The sequence below is a fragment of the Pyxidicoccus sp. M6 genome (assembly GCF_055568925.1).
Map to the genome: position 1 here is coordinate 9,482,101 of NZ_CM145714.1, position 19,226 is coordinate 9,501,326.

At 69.5% G+C, this 19,226-nt stretch carries 13 protein-coding genes; 5 read left to right on the forward strand and 8 right to left on the reverse strand.

All coding sequences use genetic code 11. The features are described 5' to 3' along the window. Positions 1 to 33: 33 nt before the first annotated feature. The gene (locus tag ACVTJA_RS37220; RefSeq protein WP_465827249.1) at positions 34 to 1,242 is read right to left on the reverse strand and encodes a hypothetical protein; all 1,209 of its coding nucleotides are present in this window, start codon (positions 1,240 to 1,242) and stop codon (positions 34 to 36) included. A 148-nt stretch (positions 1,243 to 1,390) separates the two neighbouring features. Further along, positions 1,391 to 4,552, reverse strand: coding sequence for an ATP-binding protein (locus ACVTJA_RS37225; protein ID WP_465827254.1), 3,162 nt, complete (start codon positions 4,550 to 4,552; stop codon positions 1,391 to 1,393). 178 nt (positions 4,553 to 4,730) lie between these two features. Here ACVTJA_RS37225 and ACVTJA_RS37230 point away from each other — a divergent pair, with 178 nt between their 5' ends. Both ACVTJA_RS37230 and ACVTJA_RS37235 read left to right on the forward strand, forming a co-directional pair. Continuing rightward, positions 4,731 to 5,666, forward strand: coding sequence for a LysR family transcriptional regulator (locus ACVTJA_RS37230; protein WP_465827256.1), 936 nt, complete (start codon positions 4,731 to 4,733; stop codon positions 5,664 to 5,666). Positions 5,667 to 5,849: 183 nt separating this feature from the next. Continuing rightward, on the forward strand, positions 5,850 to 6,677 hold the full coding sequence (locus ACVTJA_RS37235) for a pirin family protein (RefSeq protein WP_465827258.1): 828 nt from the start codon (positions 5,850 to 5,852) through the stop codon (positions 6,675 to 6,677). A gap of 30 nt (positions 6,678 to 6,707) precedes the next feature. Here ACVTJA_RS37235 and ACVTJA_RS37240 read toward each other — a convergent pair whose 3' ends face one another. Then, positions 6,708 to 7,622: an oxygenase MpaB family protein gene (locus ACVTJA_RS37240; RefSeq protein WP_465827260.1), complete on the reverse strand. Its 915-nt coding sequence runs from the start codon at positions 7,620 to 7,622 to the stop codon at positions 6,708 to 6,710. A 193-nt stretch (positions 7,623 to 7,815) separates the two neighbouring features. On the opposite strand from ACVTJA_RS37240, the gene dgcN reads away from it, so the two are divergent. Together dgcN and dgcA are read left to right on the forward strand one after the other, a co-directional pair. Continuing rightward, positions 7,816 to 8,832: an N-acetyltransferase DgcN gene (gene dgcN, locus ACVTJA_RS37245; protein ID WP_465827262.1), complete on the forward strand. Its 1,017-nt coding sequence runs from the start codon at positions 7,816 to 7,818 to the stop codon at positions 8,830 to 8,832. Positions 8,833 to 8,838: 6 nt separating this feature from the next. Continuing rightward, a complete protein-coding gene (dgcA, locus tag ACVTJA_RS37250) occupies positions 8,839 to 9,825 on the forward strand; it encodes an N-acetyl-D-Glu racemase DgcA (RefSeq protein ID WP_465827264.1) in 987 nt (328 codons plus the stop codon). A 36-nt stretch (positions 9,826 to 9,861) separates the two neighbouring features. Here dgcA and lepB read toward each other — a convergent pair whose 3' ends face one another. Next, positions 9,862 to 10,377 (reverse strand): signal peptidase I, encoded by a 516-nt coding sequence (lepB, locus tag ACVTJA_RS37255; protein WP_465827268.1) that lies wholly within the window; start codon positions 10,375 to 10,377, stop codon positions 9,862 to 9,864. A gap of 625 nt (positions 10,378 to 11,002) precedes the next feature. On the opposite strand from lepB, the gene ACVTJA_RS37260 reads away from it, so the two are divergent. Then, positions 11,003 to 12,844: a MutS-related protein gene (locus ACVTJA_RS37260; RefSeq protein ID WP_465827270.1), complete on the forward strand. Its 1,842-nt coding sequence runs from the start codon at positions 11,003 to 11,005 to the stop codon at positions 12,842 to 12,844. Here the strand turns inward: ACVTJA_RS37260 and ACVTJA_RS37265 are convergent. The 4 genes from ACVTJA_RS37265 to ACVTJA_RS37280 all read right to left on the reverse strand — a co-directional run bounded on the left by ACVTJA_RS37265 (position 12,757) and on the right by ACVTJA_RS37280 (position 19,180). Next, positions 12,757 to 14,010: a GNAT family N-acetyltransferase gene (locus ACVTJA_RS37265; RefSeq protein WP_465827273.1), complete on the reverse strand. Its 1,254-nt coding sequence runs from the start codon at positions 14,008 to 14,010 to the stop codon at positions 12,757 to 12,759. The two genes, ACVTJA_RS37260 and ACVTJA_RS37265, sit on opposite strands and share 88 nt — an antisense overlap. Beyond that, on the reverse strand, positions 14,007 to 16,457 hold the full coding sequence (locus tag ACVTJA_RS37270) for a sterol desaturase family protein (protein ID WP_465827276.1): 2,451 nt from the start codon (positions 16,455 to 16,457) through the stop codon (positions 14,007 to 14,009). The genes ACVTJA_RS37265 and ACVTJA_RS37270 overlap by 4 nt, the downstream gene beginning before the upstream one ends. A 49-nt stretch (positions 16,458 to 16,506) precedes the next feature. Further along, positions 16,507 to 17,802 carry an aminotransferase class I/II-fold pyridoxal phosphate-dependent enzyme gene (locus tag ACVTJA_RS37275; RefSeq protein WP_465827278.1) on the reverse strand — a complete coding sequence of 432 codons (1,296 nt, stop codon included), beginning with the start codon at positions 17,800 to 17,802 and terminating at the stop codon, positions 16,507 to 16,509. 205 nt (positions 17,803 to 18,007) lie between these two features. Next, the gene (locus ACVTJA_RS37280) at positions 18,008 to 19,180 is read right to left on the reverse strand and encodes a thiolase family protein (protein ID WP_465827280.1); all 1,173 of its coding nucleotides are present in this window, start codon (positions 19,178 to 19,180) and stop codon (positions 18,008 to 18,010) included. Positions 19,181 to 19,226: the final 46 nt, after the last annotated feature.

Genomic DNA, 19,226 nt, shown 5'->3' on the forward strand with positions numbered 1-19,226 from the left:
GAACGGCTCGGGGCCCCGTGGAGGCCGCGCGGGCTACCGGACCCGGGCGACGACCGAGGCCGGCCCCTTGTCCCAGGCCTGCCCGCCATTCAGGTCGGAGGTGTGCTCTCCGGTCCCCACCACGAAGAGACGGTAGGACTTGAGCTCGCCGTGGGGGCTGTCCTTCAGCGTGACGCGCGCCTGGAGGTCGGCACCGGCGGGCACCTTCATCTGGAGCCAGTCCGAGCCGTCGCGCAGGTTGGACCGGCCGATGACCTTGCCGCTCGTGTCGAGGATTTCGAGGTCGAAGTCGTCGAAGTGCTTCGCGAGGTCCGCGACGGAGTCCTTCCCGGCAGGACCCGCGTTGGGAGAGACGGCGCCCGTCTCCGGCAGGACCATGACGGTGACGTACTGGTCGACTCGGGAGTGGAAGGTGAAGGTGTCGGAGTCTCGCCGCTTCGTGAGCTGGCCCTCGACCATGAAGGAGGTGTCGTTGTCCTTCATGGCCTTGGCGTGGGCCTCGGTGTACTGCTCGAACAGCTCCTCGGTCTTCACCCCGTCCAGGCCCCAGTTGACGGTGAGGGTCCGCTGGACCTGGCCATTCCGGTTCTCGTAGGCGCCGGCTTCATTGGCTCGGAAACCGTGAGCCCCCGTGGGGCCCAGGGGACCGAGAGCGCCCAGCGCGCCCAGGGGCCCCGCGGGCCCGAGGACGGCCTCGTCACCACCAGGCCGCAGTGCCGCCGGGGTCGCATTGGAGGCCTGCTGGCTCAAGGGCCCATTCCTTCCGAGCGGGCCCAGCGAGCTGAGGGGACCGCCCAGCATCGTGGCGAGCTGGGCAAAGGACTCCCAACCGACGCTTCCGCTGATGTAGCGGGAGGGGTTCCAGCTGTTCTTGCCCACGGGGCCCATGGCACCCAATGGCCCGTTGGGACCGATGGGCCCCAGATAGCCCAGCTCACCCGCGGGGTTCTTCAGGCGCAGCGTCACCTGGGGCGCCTTGGCCTTCGCCTCGGGACTGGTCAGGGGCTCGACCTTGCCCGCCGCCTGAGCGCCCGTGGGACGGCCGCCGGGAGCCCCTGGAGACTTCGCGCGCGTCTTCTCCGCACCGAAGCCGTCCTGCGTGAGCGCGGCGCTCCCGGGGCTGACCGTCCGGGGTGCTTCCTTCTTGTTCGCGGGAGAGTCCACCTTGGCGCCGACCTTCGCGTCGGGCTTGGGGAGTGACTGAAGGCTGGACCTGCGGTCCGTGGAGTTCACCTGGGTCATGGAAAGTCCTGGAGGGCAGAGGTTGGGACCGCGGAGCTGGCCGGCCCGTGTCGCGAGACGCTTTTGTGAAATGGATATAACGGAGTGTGAAAACTGAATCAACATTCAACTCGCGAAAATCCAGCGTTCCGTGCCCGGATGCCGGTCACTACCGTGGGCTTCCCGCCGCGGTGGGGAGCGCCTCGTCGTGGAGCGAAGCCACCGCGGGCAGCCACAGGCGCACCCCGGTACCGCGGCCCTCCTCGCTCTCGACCTGGACGGCGCCTCCCTGGCCATCGATGAACCGGCGGGCCAGCGCCAGACCGAGCCCCATGCCCTCACCTGGGGGCTTCGTCGTGAAGAAGGGGTCGAAGACGTGTGGCAGCACGTCCGCCGGAATGCCGGGCCCGCTGTCCCGCACCATCACCTCCACGCCTTCCCTGCCGCTCCGCGCGCGCGGCCGCACTTCGACTTCGACCCTGGCCCCCGGCGGGCTCACTTCCAGCGCGTTGGTCACCACGTTGCTCAACGCGGACTCCACCTCCGCGGCATTCACGTGGACCCAGGGCGAACCGGCCGGAGGAAGCACTGCCTCCAGGCGGACGCCGCGCCGCTGCGCCTCGGGGCGGATGGCGTCGAACACCCGGTCCACCAGCACTCCCGCCTGGAACCACTCGCGCTTGATGGACGCCTGGCGTGAGAGCTCCAACAGCGCATTCAGCACGTGCGCGCACCGCTGCGACTGCCGGTCGATGGAGAGCAGCAACCGGCGCAGGCCCACCGGGTCCATCAGGTGCTTGGAGAGCATCTGGGAGTTCAGGCGGATGACGGCGAGCGGGTTGTTCAGCTCGTGGGAGAGCCCCGCCACCAGGGTGCCCACCGCGGCCCGCCGGGCGCCCTCCACCATCTGCTCCTGCGTGTCGCGCAGTGTCCGCAGCGTGTCCTGCAGCTCGCGCGTCCGGGCGTCCAGCTCCAGGTAGGTCCGGTGAAGGCGCACCGCGGCGCGCACCCGCGCCCTCAGCTCCGCTGGACCGAAGGGCTTGCCCAGGTAGTCATCCGCGCCCGCGTCCAGGCCCCCGACCACGTCCTCGCGGCTGGCCTTGGCCGTCAGCAGGATGATGGGCACGTCCCGGTACCGCGGGTCCGCCTTCAGCCGGGCCGTCAGCTCGATGCCGTCCACCTCCGGCATCATGAGGTCCGACACGATGACGTCCGGCCGCCCGCGCTGCACCGCTTCCCACGCCTGCCGGCCGTTCTCCACCAGCACCAGGTCGTACTCGTCGGCCAGCAGCTCCGCCAGGTACCCGCGCATGCCGGGGTTGTCGTCGGCGATGAGCAGGCGCGGCGCCGGGTGCGCTGGGCGCCGGGGCACCTCCAGGGACTCTCGCGGAACCTCGAACCGCCGGAAGGCGCTCTCCCCGGGGGAGACCCCGGCCGTGCTGTCGGGCTCCACCGGAGAGGATGCCGCCCCGGCTGCCGGCAGCGTGACGCTGAAGAATGCGCCCGCACCCGGCTCGCTCAGCACGGCGACGTGGCCCCCCATCAGCTCGGCGAACTCCTTCACGATGGCCAGGCCCATCCCCGTGCCCTCGTGCTTGCGCGTGGCGGAGCCGTCGAGCTGCTGGAACCGCTGGAAGATCATCTCCTGCTTGTCCAGGGGGATGCCCGGCCCCGTGTCACGGACCCCCAGCTCGAGGACCTCCGCCGCGCGCCGCAGGGACACGACCACCCGCCCTCCGGCGGGGGTGAACTTGAGGGCATTGCCCAGGAGGTTGACGACAATCTTCTCGAACTTGCGCCCGTCCAGGAGGACGACGCCGAGGTCGGGCCCCGCCTCGAAGCCCACATCGATGCCCCGCGTGCTCCCCGCGGGTCGGGCGTCCTCCACGATGCCCGCCACGAAGCTCGCGACGTCCACGGGTTGCCGTTCGAGACGTAGTTGGCCGGCCTCCAGCTTCTGGTGGTCCAGGATGTCGTCGACCAGTTGGAAGAGCCGCCTGGCGTTTCCATGGACGCGCTCGAGGTCGTGCCGGGCGCGCTCCGAGAGCTCGCTGGCGCGGGTGGAGAGCAGCGAGCCCAGGGGCCCCAGGATGAGGGTCAGCGGCGTGCGCAGCTCGTGGCTCATCACGGTGAGGAACTCGCTCTTGGCGCGGGCGGCGTTCTCGGCGGCCTGCTTCGCCTTCTCCAGCTCCTGCTCCATCTGCTTGCGCGCGGTGATGTCCACGTAGATGCCCAGGATGCCCGTGACCTTCCCGGACTCATCCCGGATGGGGACCTTGTTGGTCAGCAGCGTGCGCTGCGAGCCGTCTGAACGGCGGACCGACTCCTCGATGTCGTGGAACGGCCGGTCCTGCTCCATCACCTCGCGGTCGATCTTGACGAAGAACTCCGCCTCTTCCCGACTGGCCCACAGGTGGAGCAAGTCGAAGTCGTGCTTCCCGATGAGGTTCTCCAGGCTTCCGGTGCCGGTGTCATTGAGGAAGTTCTGGTTGCCACCCAGAAAGCGCCCCTGCCGGTCCTTCCAGAAGACGGCGCCAGGCACGTTGGCGATGACGTACTTGAGCACCGCCTGCTGCTGTCGGAGCGCCTGGAGGGTCTGCTCGCGCTCGGTCACGTCGGTGGCCACGCCGATGACGCTGGTCACCCGCCCCGTGGCATCGCGCACCGGCGTGTAGTGCACGTCGAACCAGATGTCCCCCACCGCTCCCACCACCGACACCTCTTCGCCCCTCAACGACCGGCGGACGCACTCGACGATCCACTCGACGTCCCGGTAGGCGTCGAACACGGAGCTGCCGACGAGCTCCCCGGACCGCAACCCGAGGCGCTCGTGCCCCTTCCCCGAGGCGTGGGTGAGGATGCCCTGTCTGTCGATAGCGAACAGGAGCACGGGGGCGTGGTTCATCACCATCCGGAGCCGCTGCTGTGACACCTCGCACGGCTCCTCCTCCGCCGCGGTTCCAGGGCGCTCGTGCTCCTGGGAGACGTCGCGCAGGAAGAGCCATCCCTGGCCGCGCCGTGGATGAAGCCGCAGCTCGAGCCGCTGCCCGGACGTTCCAAGGGAGACGACGAGCTTCGCGGGCGTCCCCTCGGACCAGGCGCGGGCCGCCTCGCCGGAGAGCGAGCCCAGCGTACGGCCAAGCAGCCAGGCCCGGGGATATTGAAGGAGCCGCTCGGCGGCCGCATTCACCGCCCGGATGTGGCCGGCGGCGTCCACCGCGATGAATCCGTCCTCCAGGGTCTCCGCCAGCTCCAGGGCGGACGTGCCTTCCAGGTCACGTTCCTGGTCATGAAGGCCCGATGTGGACTCATCCGTGGGTGGCAGCTCCATCGCGCGACACCTCGGGGGTTACGCAACAAGGTACGCATATGCGCGTACCGGAGGCAGCGATGCCGGCCCGGACAGCACGCCCTTCCTGGAGCGCCAGGTCGTCGGCTCGACCCTACCCCCGTGAAAACGGTGCGACTCCAGAGTGCATCAACAGCCTCGGATGTGATGCACTTCCACGGTGCTCGAAAGCGTCACCATCGAACAGCTCCGAACGCTCCGCGCGGTGGCCGAGGAGGGCAGCTTCACGGCGGCGGCGAAGAAGCTCGGCCAGGGCCAGCCCGCGGTCAGCCAGGCGATGAAGCGGCTCGAAAAGCAGCTCGGCCTGCGCCTCTTCGACAGGAGCAGCCGGGTGCCACGGCTCACCGTGAAGGGCGAGGCCGTCGTCACCGCGGCGCAGCGGCTCCACGATGACCTCGCCTCCTTCCAGGCGTTGCTCGGGCGGCTCAAGAGTGGCGAGGAGACGAAGCTCTCGCTCGCGGTCGACGCCATGTTTCCCACCGACGCGCTCCTGGCCTTCATCAAGGAGCTCGCCCAGACACACCCCGGCGTGGAGCTGGCGCTCGAAATCGAGTTTCTCGCCGCCGTGACGGCGCTCGTGCGGGAGCGGCGGGCCACGCTCGGAATCGCGGGCACGGACGTGGACCTCGCGGGGCTGGAGCAGCGTCCCATCGCCCTGCTGCGGATGATTCCGGTCGCCGCGCCGTCCCATCCGCTGGCCGCGAGGAAGGGCGTCCTCACGGAGGAGCACCTCGCCACCGCCGTCCAGGTCGTCCTCAGTGAGCGCATGCCGGCTGGCCAGCCGGGCTCCACGGACAGGGGCGTCTTCTCGACGCGGACCTGGCGCGTCGCGGACCTGATGACGAAGCACGCGCTCATCGTGGGTGGGCTCGGCTGGGGCCACGAGCCCGAGCACCTCGTGCGCGAGGACCTCGCGGCGGGGCGGCTCGTCGAGTTGCGGCTCGCGGCCTGGGAGGGCGGGCTTCCGCCGCAACGCTCGCTCGCCCTCGTGCGCCGCAAGGGCTCACCGCTGGGGCCCGTGGCGACGTGGGCTTCGAATCGCCTCACGACGCTGTGTCAGGAGGCCCTGGGCGCCACGCACCATCACACGAGGTGATGCAAAGCATGCAGTGCCCGGTGGATTTACCAACCCGCATCCACCCTTACGTTTGCGGGCATGACGACCACGACACCTGTCCTCTCCCCTTCTTCCGCTTCCACCCGCTCGCTCCCCCGAGCCCGGACGCTCGAGAGCGTCCATGGTGGCGGTCCTCTTCACTGGGTCGGTGACGGCTTCCGGGTGAACACCCTCGTCCCGAGCAGGAGCCTCTCGCAGGAGCGCGTCAGTCCCTTCCTGCTGCTCGACTTCCACCCTCGCTACGAGTACCCGGCGATGGCCGAAGGTCAGCGCGGCGTCGGCTGGCATCCCCACCGGGGCTTCGAGACCGTCACCCTCGCCTTCGAAGGCTCCGTCGCGCACCGAGATACCGCGGGCCATTCGGGCATCATCGGACCGGGTGACGTGCAGTGGATGACGGCCGCGTCCGGCATCCTCCACGAGGAGTACCATGCGAAGAGCTTCGCCCGCGGTGGCGGCCCCTTCGAGATGCTGCAGCTCTGGGTCAACCTGCCCCGAGCCAGGAAGATGTCCGCGCCCGGGTACCAGCCCATCACCGCGGACCGGATACCCGTCGTCCCTATCGAAGGAGGTAGCACCAGCCATGTCCGCGTCATCGCCGGTGAGTACGGTGGCGCTCACGGCCCCGCGAAGACGTTCACGCCCATCACCCTGCTCGACGTGAGGCTCGCAGCGGGCACGACGCTCGAAGTGCCCGTGCCGTCCCACCACAACGCCCTCGTGCTCGTCGCGACGGGTCGCGTCTCGGCGGACGGGGACTCGCTCGCCGCGGGAGAGCTCGCCGTCTTCGCCAACGATGGCGAGCACCTGGTCCTGCGCGCCGGGGAGGACGTGCACCTCGTCGTCCTCGCGGGTGAGCCCATCCACGAGCCGATTGCCCACATGGGCCCCTTCGTCATGAACACCCAGCGCGAGCTCCTGCAGGCGATTCATGACTTCGAGGCCGGGCGATTCGGTGAGATTCCGGCCGACGAGACGCGGCGGAGCTGAAGCGTCCGGAGGTCAGCGCCCCCTCATCGCTCACGCGTCTTGCGTGGGCGATGAGGCCGCTCCCGCGGCGGCGGCATGTTTCACGGGGCAGCCCTTCGGGAAGGTGCCGAGCTGCTCGACGTTGTAGCCATTCGGGTAGCTGCGGATGTTGGGACGGTGGCGGCCGTAGAGCGGCTCACGTCGCGAGGACAGGGCGTAGCGCACGAACGTCCCGCGGGCCTTGAGCGCGAAGCGGAACACCGCCCGGCTGAAGGAAGAGGGGCGCGCATACTGGAACGCGTCGAGCAGCTCATCATCCATGAGCGTGCGCGCGAACAGGTTGACCATCCGCTTCGGCGCGAGATTCGTGGGCGAAAAGGTGGCGAGCAGGTCGAGCGTGGAGTCGGCGACCGCCCTGCTTCGCTCGTCGAAGGCGAAGTGCTCTGCCTCGTAGCCATCCATCAGCGCGACGAACCCGTCGAAGGTCTCCGGGATGTCCCGGATGCCCATGTGACGGCCGACGGCGCGGTAGTAGTTCGTCCATGCGCTCACCTCATGCGGGGTGAACGACCGCCAGCCGAAGTCCTCGAGCCAGCGCACCGGCGTCACCACGAAGGTGGAGAGCACGTAGCGCATGTCGTCGTTGGAGATGTCGTAGGAGCCGTGCATCTGATTCATGCGCCGGAAGGCATTCCTGCCGGCCGGGCTGGCCATGCCGTGCTCGAGGATTGCGTCGAGGATGAGCACGGTGTCGTCGTAGCGCTTCTGGGTGCGCTGATTGAATTCCCCCGTCTCGTACAGGAGCACGCCGATGCTGGGGACGGCGTAGGTACGGAACAGCGCGAAGCTGAGCGCCTGCTCGACGTCCCAGGGAAACTCCTGCGTGGTGAGGATGCGGACGATCTCCTCGTACTGCGTCTGCGCATCGAGGAGGTTGATGCGGTCACGTAGCGCGAAGCGGTTCATCGGGAGCTCCCCCATTCAAGGACGGCCCGGAAGTGTAACCCGGAAGGTGCCACCGCGCCCGCTCCGGACCTCGCCCCCCGGGCTCCTACGTACGAGCCCCGACAGAGGCGAGCGGCGTCCTTGCCCGGGCCGTGCGGGCGTGCTGAAAAGCCCGGCCCACAGAGCCCCCTGACCTGGGGCGCGGAGGTCGCCGGTGGAGATAGAGAAGCCCTACCTTCTGTTCCTGGGTGACGTGCCCGACCAGCTCGCGGCGAAGACGGCGCACGGCATCGTCGACTGGCGTCCCGACTGGTGCGTGGGCCAGCTCCGGCTGGAGGGCTGCAAGGCGGACTGCGGCCTCCCCGACCTGGACATCGCCCAGGCGAAGGCGAAGGGCGCGAAGACGCTCATCGTCGGTGTGGCCAACGCGGGCGGAGTCCTGCCGGAGCACTGGGTGGGCAAGCTCGTGGAGGCGCTCGACGCCGGCATGAATATTGCCACGGGATTGCACAAGCGGCTGAGCTCCTTCCCCGCCATCGCCGCGGCCGCCGCGCGCAATGGCCGCAAGCTGCATGACGTGCGCATCCCCGACATGGACTTCGCCACCGGCAAGGGCACGAAGCGCCCGGGCCTGCGGCTGCTGACGGTGGGCACGGACTGCTCGGTGGGGAAGAAGTACACGGCGCTCGCGCTGGAGAAGGAGATGCGCGCGCGCGGCCTCGAGGCGGACTTCCGCGCCACCGGACAGACGGGCATCTTCATCTCCGGGCGCGGCGTGGCCATCGACGCGGTGGTGTCCGACTTCGTCGCCGGTGCGGCCGAGTGGCTCTCCCCGGCCAACGACGCGGACCACTGGGACCTGGTGGAGGGACAGGGCTCGCTGTTCCACCCATCCTTCGCGGGCGTCACGCTGGGGCTGCTCCACGGCGCGCAGCCGGACGCATTCATCGTCTGCCACGAGCCCACGCGCACGAAGATGCGCGGCGTGCAGCATCCCCTCCCCTCCATCCAGGCGGTCATCGACCGGACGATTCTGGAGGGGCAGCTCACCAATCCGCGCATCCAGTGCACGGGGCTCGCCATCAACACCGAGCACCTGGGTGAGAAGGAGGCCCTGGAGCTGCTGGAGCGTACGGGCCGCGAGCACGGGCTGCCCTGTGTCGACCCCATCCGCACCGGCGTCGGCCCGCTCGTCGACGAGCTGTCGCGCCGCTTCCCGGCCCGGAGCTGACCGCCCATGCGCAAGCTCACCGTCACCCACGAGAGCTGGCCCATCGCCGGGCGCTTCACCATCTCCCGCGGCTCCAAGACGTCCGCCGAGGTGGTCGTCGTCACGCTGGAGGAAGGGGGCGCCGTGGGGCGCGGAGAGTGCGTTCCCTATGCCCGCTATGGCGAGACGCTCGAAGGCGTCATGGCGGCGCTGGAGGCGGCGCGCCCGCGCATCGAAGCCGGACTGGGGCGGGACGAAGTCGCGGCGGTGCTGGAGCCCAAGGCGGCGCGCAATGCGCTGGACTGCGCGCTGTGGGATTTGGAGGCGAAGCGCAGCGGCAGGCCCGTCTGGGAGCTGGCGGGCCTGGCCTCCGAGCCACATTCGCTCGTCACCGCGTACACGCTGAGCCTGGACACGACGGAGGCGATGCGCGCGGCCGCGGAGAAGGCGGCGCACCGGCCCTTGTTGAAGGTGAAGCTCGGGCGCGGCGAGGAGGACATCGAGCGGCTGCGCGCCATCCGCGCGGGGGCGCCGAAGAGCCGGCTCATCGTGGATGCGAACGAGGGCTGGAAGCCGGAGGCGCTGCCCGCCCTGTTCGACGCGTGCGCGGAGCTGGGGGTGGTCATGGTGGAGCAGCCGCTTCCGGCTGGGAATGACGGTGCGCTGCAGGGCCTGCGGCGCGCGGTGCCCGTCTGTGCCGACGAGTCCGCGCATGACCGTCACGGATTGGGGACGCTGCTGGGGAAGTACGACGCCATCAACATCAAGCTGGACAAGACGGGGGGCCTGACGGAGGCGCTGGCGCTCGCGTCGGCCGCGCGGAGCGAGGGACTCCAACTCATGGTGGGCTGCATGGTGGCGACGTCGCTGGCCATGGCCCCCGCGATGCTGGTGGCCCAGGACGCCGCCGTGGTGGACCTGGACGGGCCGCTGCTGCTCTCCAAGGACCGCGTGCCGGGCATCCGGTTCGAGGGGAGTGAGATGTACTGGCCGCCCCGCGAGCTCTGGGGCTGAGGGCCTCCGCGAGCCACCCGTAGCCACCCACGACCTTCAGAGGCCGCCGGCCCGGCTCGGTGGCCAGAAGCGCAGCCATACCCGGCCCAACACGTTCTTGCGCGGCAGCAGGCCCCAGACATGGGAGTCGCTGCTCGCGTTGCGGTTGTCTCCGAGGACGAAGAGCATGCCCTCCGGCACGAGGACCGGGCCCCAGGTGTACCGAGGTGGCTGCTGAATGTATGGCTCGCTCAGCGCCTGCCCATCCACGAGCACCTGACCTCCCCGCACCTCCACGTTCTGCCCAGGCACGGCAATCACCCGCTTGAGCGATGGAGGCACGGGCACTCCCTCACGCCGGGCCTCGGTGGACTCCTCGAACACAACGATGTCCCCGGCGCGCGGAGCCTGGAAACGATAGGACAGCTTGTCCATCACCAGCCGGTCTCCCGCCGCCAGCGTCGGCGACATGGAGTTCGACAGGATGAGCCGGGGCTCGAAGACAAAGCCTCGCAGGAGAAACACCAGCAGGACCAGGGCTCCCACCCAGACAAGAAGGCTTCGTCGCCCCATTCCCTAGTCCTTTCCTTCCAAAAACCTAAGGGCAAACCACTACTCGCACCCGCTCGACTCAATAATTGTTCATTGAACTCGGCAACCGAGTTGTAACTGCCTTTCTGGCTTATCTAGCATCAACCTCCCTCGCCGAGCATCCCCGCTCGGGGCCGCTCCGGTCGAGACCTTCACACCCTGTCTGGAGGCAACATGAAGAAGACCTTGATGATGGGATTGCTGGGAATGCTGCTGGGAGTTGCCGCGGGCGTGGGCTCCGCGACGCTGGGCAGTGAGGAAACCGCCGCCCGTCCGTGTTGCTCGGACTGTGGCGATCCTGCCTGTACCGATTGCGGAGGTGACCCCGCCTGCGAGACCGCGTGCCGGAGCTGCTGGCGGATCTGCAGCTTCAGTTGCTGAGCCCGTCCGTGATGCCGCCCGTGAGCCCGCCTGAGCGTGGGCCCACGGGCCATCTCCTTCCCGCACCGGGCTCCACTCCAACGCGGGAGGGAGGTGCTTCGAGGGGCGCGGGATTCACTGGCCGTCGCGCGAGCGCTGGGGCTGAGGACCGTCTTCGTCCGCTCCGTGTCACGGAGTCGAATCCGCCGCTTGCCCTGGGCCCTCCGCGCGCACAGCATGCGCGGCCGTGTCCTCCCCCGCCGCCGAGAGCCCTTCCCCGCACCGCACGTACACCGAGCGCCGCGCCGCCGCGCAGGCGGACCTGACCGCGTTGGATAGCGTGAGTGCCCGCTACGCCAACCTGCGCACCATCGCCTTCCTGGCCGCCGTCGGCATCGCCGGCTTCATCTTCGCGGGGAAGCTCGCGAAGGTGTGGTGGTGGGGCGCGGCGGGGGCCGTCTTCGTGTACGGCGTGCTCGCCGTCCTGCACCACCAGGTCTTCCGCCGTGAGGCCCGGGCGAAGCTGTACGTGCTGCTCAATGAACGCGGCCTCGCGCGGCTCGGGCGCGGCTGGCATGAGTTCACCGAGCGCGGTGAGCGCTTCCTCTCCCCCAGCCACCTGTACACGCCGGACCTGGACGTGTTCGGCCAGGGCAGCCTCTTCCAGTTGATGAACGAGACGGCGACGCGCGCGGGCGAGGAGCGACTGGCGGCATGGCTGTCCGGTCCCGCCTCGGCGGCGGAGGTGGAAGCACGGCAGGGCGCGGCCCGCGAACTGGCCCCGCGCGTGGACTTCCGTCAGGACCTCTGCGTGGACTCGCGGGTGGTGGCGCGCGAGAAGGCCGAGCCGGGCCTGTTCATCCGCTGGGCGGAAGGCGGGCCGTCGCTGGACTCCATCCGTTGGGCACGGCCGGTGGCCGTGGTGCTGCCGTTCATCACCCTCGCGCTCTACGTCCTGGGCAACTTCGGCGTGCTGCCGGAGTCCACGGTATGGCTGGGACTCGGCGCGCAGCTCGCGGTGGCGCTCCTCACCCGCCGTACGTTGCAGGCCATGGACCGGGAGGTGGAGTCCGGTGAGCGCGGCTTCGTGCGCTACGCGCCCCTCTTCGAGCGCGTGGAGAGCCAGCGCTTCGAGCACCCGCTCCTCCAGAAGCTCCAGTCCGGACTGCAGCGGCCGGGCGAGAAGCCCGTGTCCGTGCACTTCGCGCGCTTCAGCCGGCTGTTCTCCTTCGTCGAGTTCAAGCGGCACCAGTTCCACCCGCTGGTGCACTGGCTCACGCTCTGGGACATCCACGCGCTGTTCGCCCTGGAGCGCTGGCGCGCCGCGCATGGGAAGCAGGTGCGGCACTGGTTCGAGGCGCTCGCGGACCTGGAGGCCCTGTCGTGCGTGGCGGGACTGGCACACGACAGGCCCGAGTTCACCTGGCCGGTGATGGAGGCGCAGGGCCCGCGCGTCGAGGCGACGGCGCTGGGGCATCCCCTGCTGGACGCGCCGGTGCCCAACGACGTGTCCCTGCCGGGCCCCCGGCATGCGCTGCTCATCACCGGCTCCAACATGAGCGGCAAGACGACGCTGATGCGCGCGATGGGCGCCAACGTGGTGCTGGCGCTCGCGGGCGCGCCGGTGTGCGCGAAGACGTTCCACCTGTCCCCGCTGCAGGTGCTCACGAGCATGCGCGTGAAGGACTCGCTGGAGCGGGGCGTCTCGTACTTCTACGCGGAGGTGCAGCGCATCAAGGCGGTGCTGGACGCGGCGAAGGCGGCGAAGGGACAGGCGCTGTTCCTGCTCGACGAAATCCTGCTCGGCACGAATACGCGCGAGCGGCAGATTGCCTCGCGCGAGGTGCTGCGCCTCCTGCTGGCCACGGGTGCGTGCGGCGCGGTGACGACGCACGACCTGTCCCTGGCCGCGCTCGCGGACGAGCCCGGCGCGCACGTGGTCAACGTCCACTTCCGCGACCACCTGGAGGGCGAGCAGATGGTGTTCGACTACAAGCTGCGTCAGGGCGTGGTGGACACCACGAATGCCCTGCGCGTGCTGCGTCTGGCCGGCGTGCCGGTGGAAGACCCCGAGGCCCCGGCGCGCTGAGGCGCGTCGGCCTCTGGGGCCCGGAAGGGGCGCCGCCGCTCCGGCTGCTTCTCGCTCAGCAGGACGGGCAGCAGCGGATTCAGCAAGGGCCGCAGCCAGCGGGAGCGGAGCCGCGCGACCATGGTCATGCCCTCCAGCGTGGCCCCCAGCCCCTGTTTGACGAAGTAGCTCGTCACCCCGAGGTCGACCTGTCCGCACCCGCGCTCGGCCGCGTAGGCGAGCTCTCCGCCCAGCAGGCTGTGGTAGATGGGCAGCTCGCGGGAGCGAGCGTAGTCCATTCCCAGGACGAAGGGGTTGTGGACGCGGCTGGAGGTGCCGGAGAGCGTGAAGCCGACGAGCCGTCCCTCCGAGGTCCGCAGCGTCAGCAGGCTGCTCTCTCCGGGCAGCCGCTCCGCCACGCGCTCGAAGAAGCTCCTCGGAATGGGGAGCCGCTTGAACTCGGTGGCGTGGTGGTGGACCTGCAGGTAGAGCGGGTAGCACTCGGGCAGCAGGTGCCGGAAGTCATGCACGCGCTCCAGCTTCAGCCCCAGCCGTCCGGCGAGCTCGAGCTGCTTTCTCACGTTGGCCCTGGGCTTCCGCCTGAGCCGCTGGATGTGCGCTTCGAAGTCACGGCCTTCGAGCTCGACGACGGCGAGCGGCAGGTTCCGCGCCGGACGGAAGCCCCTCGCACGGAACCGCGCCTCCAGCTTCGCGTCCGCGTCGTCCCCCTCCATGAAGTCGCGGACGACCAGCAGGTCCGCGCGAGGGCAGGCCTCCTCGCAGGCCACGAGGAGCGCGTCGGCGAACTCCTCCACGGACAGCAGCCGGGTATCGACCCACCAGTGGCGCTGCGCTGTCTCGAGTGTCCCCACCATGGCCAGGCGCACCTTGAGGAAGCCTGGGAACAGCCGGTGCACTCGCGCGGCCATCCGTCCGGCCATCTCTGGAAGGAGCAGGCCCAGGTCGAACCGCTCCTCGGTGACGAGGGCCAGTCCCACCAGGCTCCCTCCGCGAAGCACGAGCACATATGCGAAGCGACGCTCCGGGAAGACGTCCTCCAGGCAGGACAGGAACGCGCTGCTCTTGAAGGGGTGCCCCCGGGCCACGGTGTCGTCCCAGTGCGTCCCCGGCACGTCGTGGATGGAGGAAACCACCCGGATGTCCAGCGGCTCCAGGCACCGGCTCATGACAGGACCTCCTCGAAGTGGACGCCGTGCCGGAGGAGGGCCTCGTCGTTGGCCCGCATGTCCCTGAACACCCGCTGGCGCCTGGGCACCGGCGTCGGAGGGAACAGCGCGCGGCGGAAGACCCGCAGCAGGAGGTGGACCAGGGGATTCAGGTGGCGGACGGCCAGGTAGAGCCGGTCGACCACGGCGCCGAGGCTCGCCTTGGCGGAGTAGCTCGTCTGGCCGAGCTCCACGACGGCCTTTCCGCGCGCCTCCGTCGTCTCCACGATTTTGTAGATGCAATTGAAGTACAGCGCACCCTCGTCCCGATGGCGGTAGTCCATGCCCAGGTAGAGGGGATGCACCTCGCCCGCGTCCTCCAGGAACAGCTCGAAGGCGACCAGCGCGTCTCCCTGGAAGCACAGCAGCGCGAAGGCGCGCTCCCCGAGCCGGCGGGAAAGCTCCACGAAGAAGTCGCGGTTGAGCGTCTCGAACTGGACCTTCGAGTGATGGAGCACCTGGAGATACAGAGCCTCCATCCGCTCCGCGTACGGCGCGAAGTCATGGTGGAGCTCCCAGCGCATGCCGCTGTCCACGAGCTGGCGCTCGCGGTGGGTCATCAGGGAGCGATACTTCTTGCGCAGCCGCTCCCGGTAGGTGCCGGCGCCCTCCTCGCCCAGGTAGAGCCAGGTGGTGGCGGGGCTCTCCACGAGGGTGAAGGACTCCGAGAGGACGTCCTGCACCTGGGGCAGGAGCCGGCTCGTCAGCTCCTTGATGATGACCCACCCCATGCGCAACCGCCGGGCCCGGTCGAGCACCTCGCGGGTGATGGCTCTCAGCACGTCGGCCGGGAGCGGGCCGTCCCTCCCCTGCTGTACCCCCAGGAGGTCCCGGCAGATGGCCACGGGAGTCCCCACGATGAACGCGCGGGCGCAGAGGAACCCGGGGAAGAGTCTCCGCACCGCGTCCACGCCCTTCCTGACGGCCTCGGGCGCGACGGTGGTCAGCGACAGTCGGATGCGGAAGCAGGGAACGACGGCGAGCACCCTGCCCTCGCGCCGGGCCAGCAGATGGTGGAACTCGATGCCCGGCAGCCGCGCCGCCTCGACGGCCCGGTGCAGCGCGAAGGACTTCAGCACGTCCTCCTCGGGGAAGCAGGTGTCCCAGGCCTCCTGTCCCACGTCATCCAGCGACGACACCCACTGGAGCTCGAGGGGCTCTTCCGCGGGAGAGGCCGGGTGGAAGTCGCTCCGCAACGCGGCCAGCCAGGCCGCGCTGAGCACCGCGTAGGAGAGGAGCGTCAGGGACTCGGCCCTCCCGGCCGTTCCCACTCCGCACACGAGGAGCGCGCCCGCCAGGACCACGCCCGCGAGCCGAAGCAACTCCACGCGCCAGAAGCCCCGCCGGCCCTCCAGCAGTCCGCCCAGGGTGAGAGCGTTCGCGGTGATGAGGACGCCGGCTCCCGCAATCGCCGCGCCTCCCCATTCCCCCAGGTTCCACATCAGCCACGCGCACAGGACGATGAGCGCGGCACATTGCACGGCGCAGTACGCCGTCACGCGTCCGGAGAGCCGAGGGTCATACTTGCGGAAGGTGGCCGAGGGCCCGTCATCCGCCTCCGTGAATCGTTCATGGGAGAGCGAGGGCGGCTGCCAGGCCGGCCCCTTGAACAGGCAGAGGAGCCCGTCCACCGGGTTGCGGCAGGCCCTCGCCTTGCGGAGCAGCTCGGCGAACGGGAGGAAGTTGACGGTGAGCGGGCTCCAGCTCCGGATGCCGTGCCGGGTGCCGTAGACGGGCGGGTGCTCGGCCAGCTCGGGCTGATAGCTCCCGAAGAGGCGGTCCCAGAGCACCAGGATGTTGCCGTAGTTCTTGTCGAGGTAGGGCCGGTTGCGGCTGTGGTGCACGCGGTGCTGCGAGGGCGTCACCAGGAGCTGCTCCACCCTTCCGAGCGCGGGCACGTAGGTGTTGTGCAGGGTGTACTGGTACGCGAGCTGGAGCCCCGCCACTCCCAGGTACACCCCCGGCGGGATTCCCAGCAGGGCCATGGGGATGAAGAAGGGCCACGACGTGGCCTCGCCGACGATGCTCTGCCGCAGCGCGAGGCCGAAGTTCATGTCCTCTCCGGAGTGGTGCACGGAGTGGAAGGCCCAGAGCAGGGCCACCTCGTGGTGCGCGCGGTGGCCCCAGTAGTAGAGGCAATCGTAGACGACAAAGGCGAGCAGCCACGTCGTCACGGCCCCGGGCGCGAGCTGGAGCGGGGCCCACCGCCGGACGGCTTCATAGACATACAGCGTGGCCCCCGTGATGCTCAGCCCCACCACGATGCCGAGGATGGCCAGCATCAGGTTGGTGAGCAGGTCATTCAGCCGGTAGCGGGACCTGCGCTGAATCCGAGCGGCGGCGAGGTCGATGGCCACCGGTGCGAAGAAGATGGGCAGGGCATAGAGAACATACGTTTTCGTATCCACGACAGACTCCAGACGCGTTGTCTCTTCCAGGTGCGCGCGGGCCATGGGCTCACGCGCGCTGCTCCAGGACTCCCAGCCGGCGGCCGCAGCGCTCCAGCGCCTCGAGGCAGCGCTCCAGGTCCGCCTGCTCCAGGTTGGCGCTGACGTTGAGCCGAAGCCGGGGCTTGTTCCTGCTCACGGCCGGGTAGCCGACGGGGTTGATGTAGATGCCCTCGTCCTGGAGCAGGCGGGCCATCTCCACCGTCGTCTGGAGGGAGGGCATCCGGATGGGGATGATGGGCGACGCGCTGTCCATGCAGTCCAGCCCGAGCCGTTGGATGCCCACGCGCAGGAAGCGCTCGTTGTGGTGCAGCCGCGTCTGCCGCTCCGGCTCCTCCCGCAGGATGCAGAGCGCCTCGATGACGCCGGCGACCACGGGCGGAGGCAGCGAGGCGGAGAAGATGTAGCCGCAGGAGCCGAAGCGCAGCAGGTCGATGGTGGCCTTCGGACCCGCTGCGAAGCCGCCGATGCCGGGGAGCCCCTTGCTGAGGCTGCCCGTCAAGAGGTCTACCTCGTCCTCCATCGCGAAGTGGGCCGGGGTGCCGCGCCCCAGCGGCCCGAGCGCGGCCGTCGCGTGCGCGTCGTCCAGGATGATGAAGGCGTTGTACGCGCGGGCCAGCTGCACGAGCTCCGGCAGGTCCGCGATGTCGCCGTCCATACTGAAGATGCCGTCGGTGACGATGAACTTGCGCTGGCTCCGGGGCAGCTCCGCGAGCACTTCCTCCAGGCTCCGTGAGTCACGGTGCGGGAAGGCATGCAGCCGCGCGCCCGAAAGCCACAGCCCGTCCGCGAGCGAGCGGTGATTGAGCACGTCGGACAGGACGGCATCCCCCTCGCAGCAGACCGCGGAGAGCACCGACACGTTGGCCATGTACCCGCTGCTGTAGGTGATGCAGTCCTCGACGCCGAGGAAGTCCGCGAGGCTCCGCTCCAGCTCCACGTGCAGCTCGCTCGTCCCATTGAGCAGCCGGACGCCACTGGTGGTGGTGCCGAAGCGCTTCAGGGCCGCCTCCGCAGCGGCCAGCACGCGGGGGTGCCCATTCAGACCCGAGTAGTTGTACGAGCCGAAGTGCAGCACTTCGCGCTGCCGGGCTGGCGAGTGGCTGCTCGTGGGGCTCCCCAGTCCCGAGCTGACGAGGGCCTTCCGGCCCGGCGTGCCGTGGAAGACCCGGCTGACCATGTCGAGACACCGGCCTTCAGCGAGGGCCCGGTACTGCCGCCGGACCTCCTGGAGCCTGGGTGAGCCGGCGCAGATGTCCCGGCTCCGCCCCGGGACGAAAGGAATGCCTGCGTGCTGCGAATCCATGTCGTGTACCCCCTTGGGTTTCAAGAGGGGGTACGCGACGATTTTCGAAACGGATTGCGGTGCACGCGAGGGGCCGGACAAGCAACGGCGGGCGTGTCTTCATGCCGAGGACAGCGCCCACGAGGCCCTGCTCTGGCACCCCAAACGACACGGGCCCCGGGGAGTGTCCCCGGAGCCCGCTGTCACTTCACGGTGAGGCGTCTGGCTACTTCGCCGACTCGAGCAGCATGGCGAAGCCCATGCCGCCGCCGATGCACATGCTGACGACGCCGTAGCGGCCGTTGCGGCGCTTCAGCTCGCGCAGGATGGTGGCGACCATGCGCGCGCCGGACACGCCCAGCGGGTGGCCCAGGGCGGTGGCGCCGCCGTTCGGGTTCACCTTGTCCAGGGAAATCCCCAGCTCGCGGATGCAGTACAGCGCCTGCGCCGCGAAGGCCTCGTTCAGCTCGAAGACGTCGATGTCCTTCACCTCGAGCTTGTTGCGCGCCAGCAGCTTGCGCACCGCCGGCACCGGGCCCACGCCCATGATTTCCGGGGGCACGCCCGCCACCGCGGAGTCCACGTAGTAGCCCAGCGGCTTCACGCCGAGCTCCTTCGCCTTCGCCTCGCTCATCACCACCGCGGCCGCCGCACCGTCCGTCAGCGGCGACGCGTTGCCCGCCGTCACCACGCCCTTCTGGTTGAAGGCCGGCTTCAGCTTCGCCAGTCCCTCCAGCGTGGTGTCCGGACGGAGGATGGTGTCGTTCGTCACCGTCACCGTCTTCGCGTTGCCTTCATCGTCGAAGAAGGTCGTCGTCACCGGGACGATTTCGTCCTTGAACTTGCCCTGCTCACGCGCGGTGGCGGCACGGCGCTGGCTCTCGTACGCGAACTTGTCCGCGTCCTCACGCGTGACGTTGTAGCGCGTGGCGATGTTCTCCGCCGTGGCGCCCATCGAGGTGTAGACCTCGGGCAGCTTCTGCATCACCTCGGGGTTGGCGCTCGCCTTGTTGCCGCCCATCGGCACCATCGTCATGGACTCGGTGCCGCCGCCGATGCCGACCTCGATGGTCCCCGCCAGGATGGCCTGCGCCACCTGGGCGATGGACTGCGAGCCCGACGAACAGAAGCGGTTGATGGTCATCGCCGGCACGGTGTCCGGCAGCCCCGCGAGCAGCGTGGCGATGCGCGCCACGTTCATCCCCTGCTCCGCCTCCGGCATGGCACAGCCGAGGATGACGTCCTCGATGTCCGCCGGCTTCAGGCCGGGGACCTGGGCCACGGCCTCCTTGATGGCCACGGCGGCCAGGGTGTCCGGCCGCGTGTCCTTGAACTCTCCCTTGTGCGCGCGGGTGAAGGGCGTGCGCACCGCGCTGGCAATCACGACTCGACCAGGCATCTCAGTGTCTCCTCGCCCGGGGAGCACCCGGGCAGTCAGCAAATTT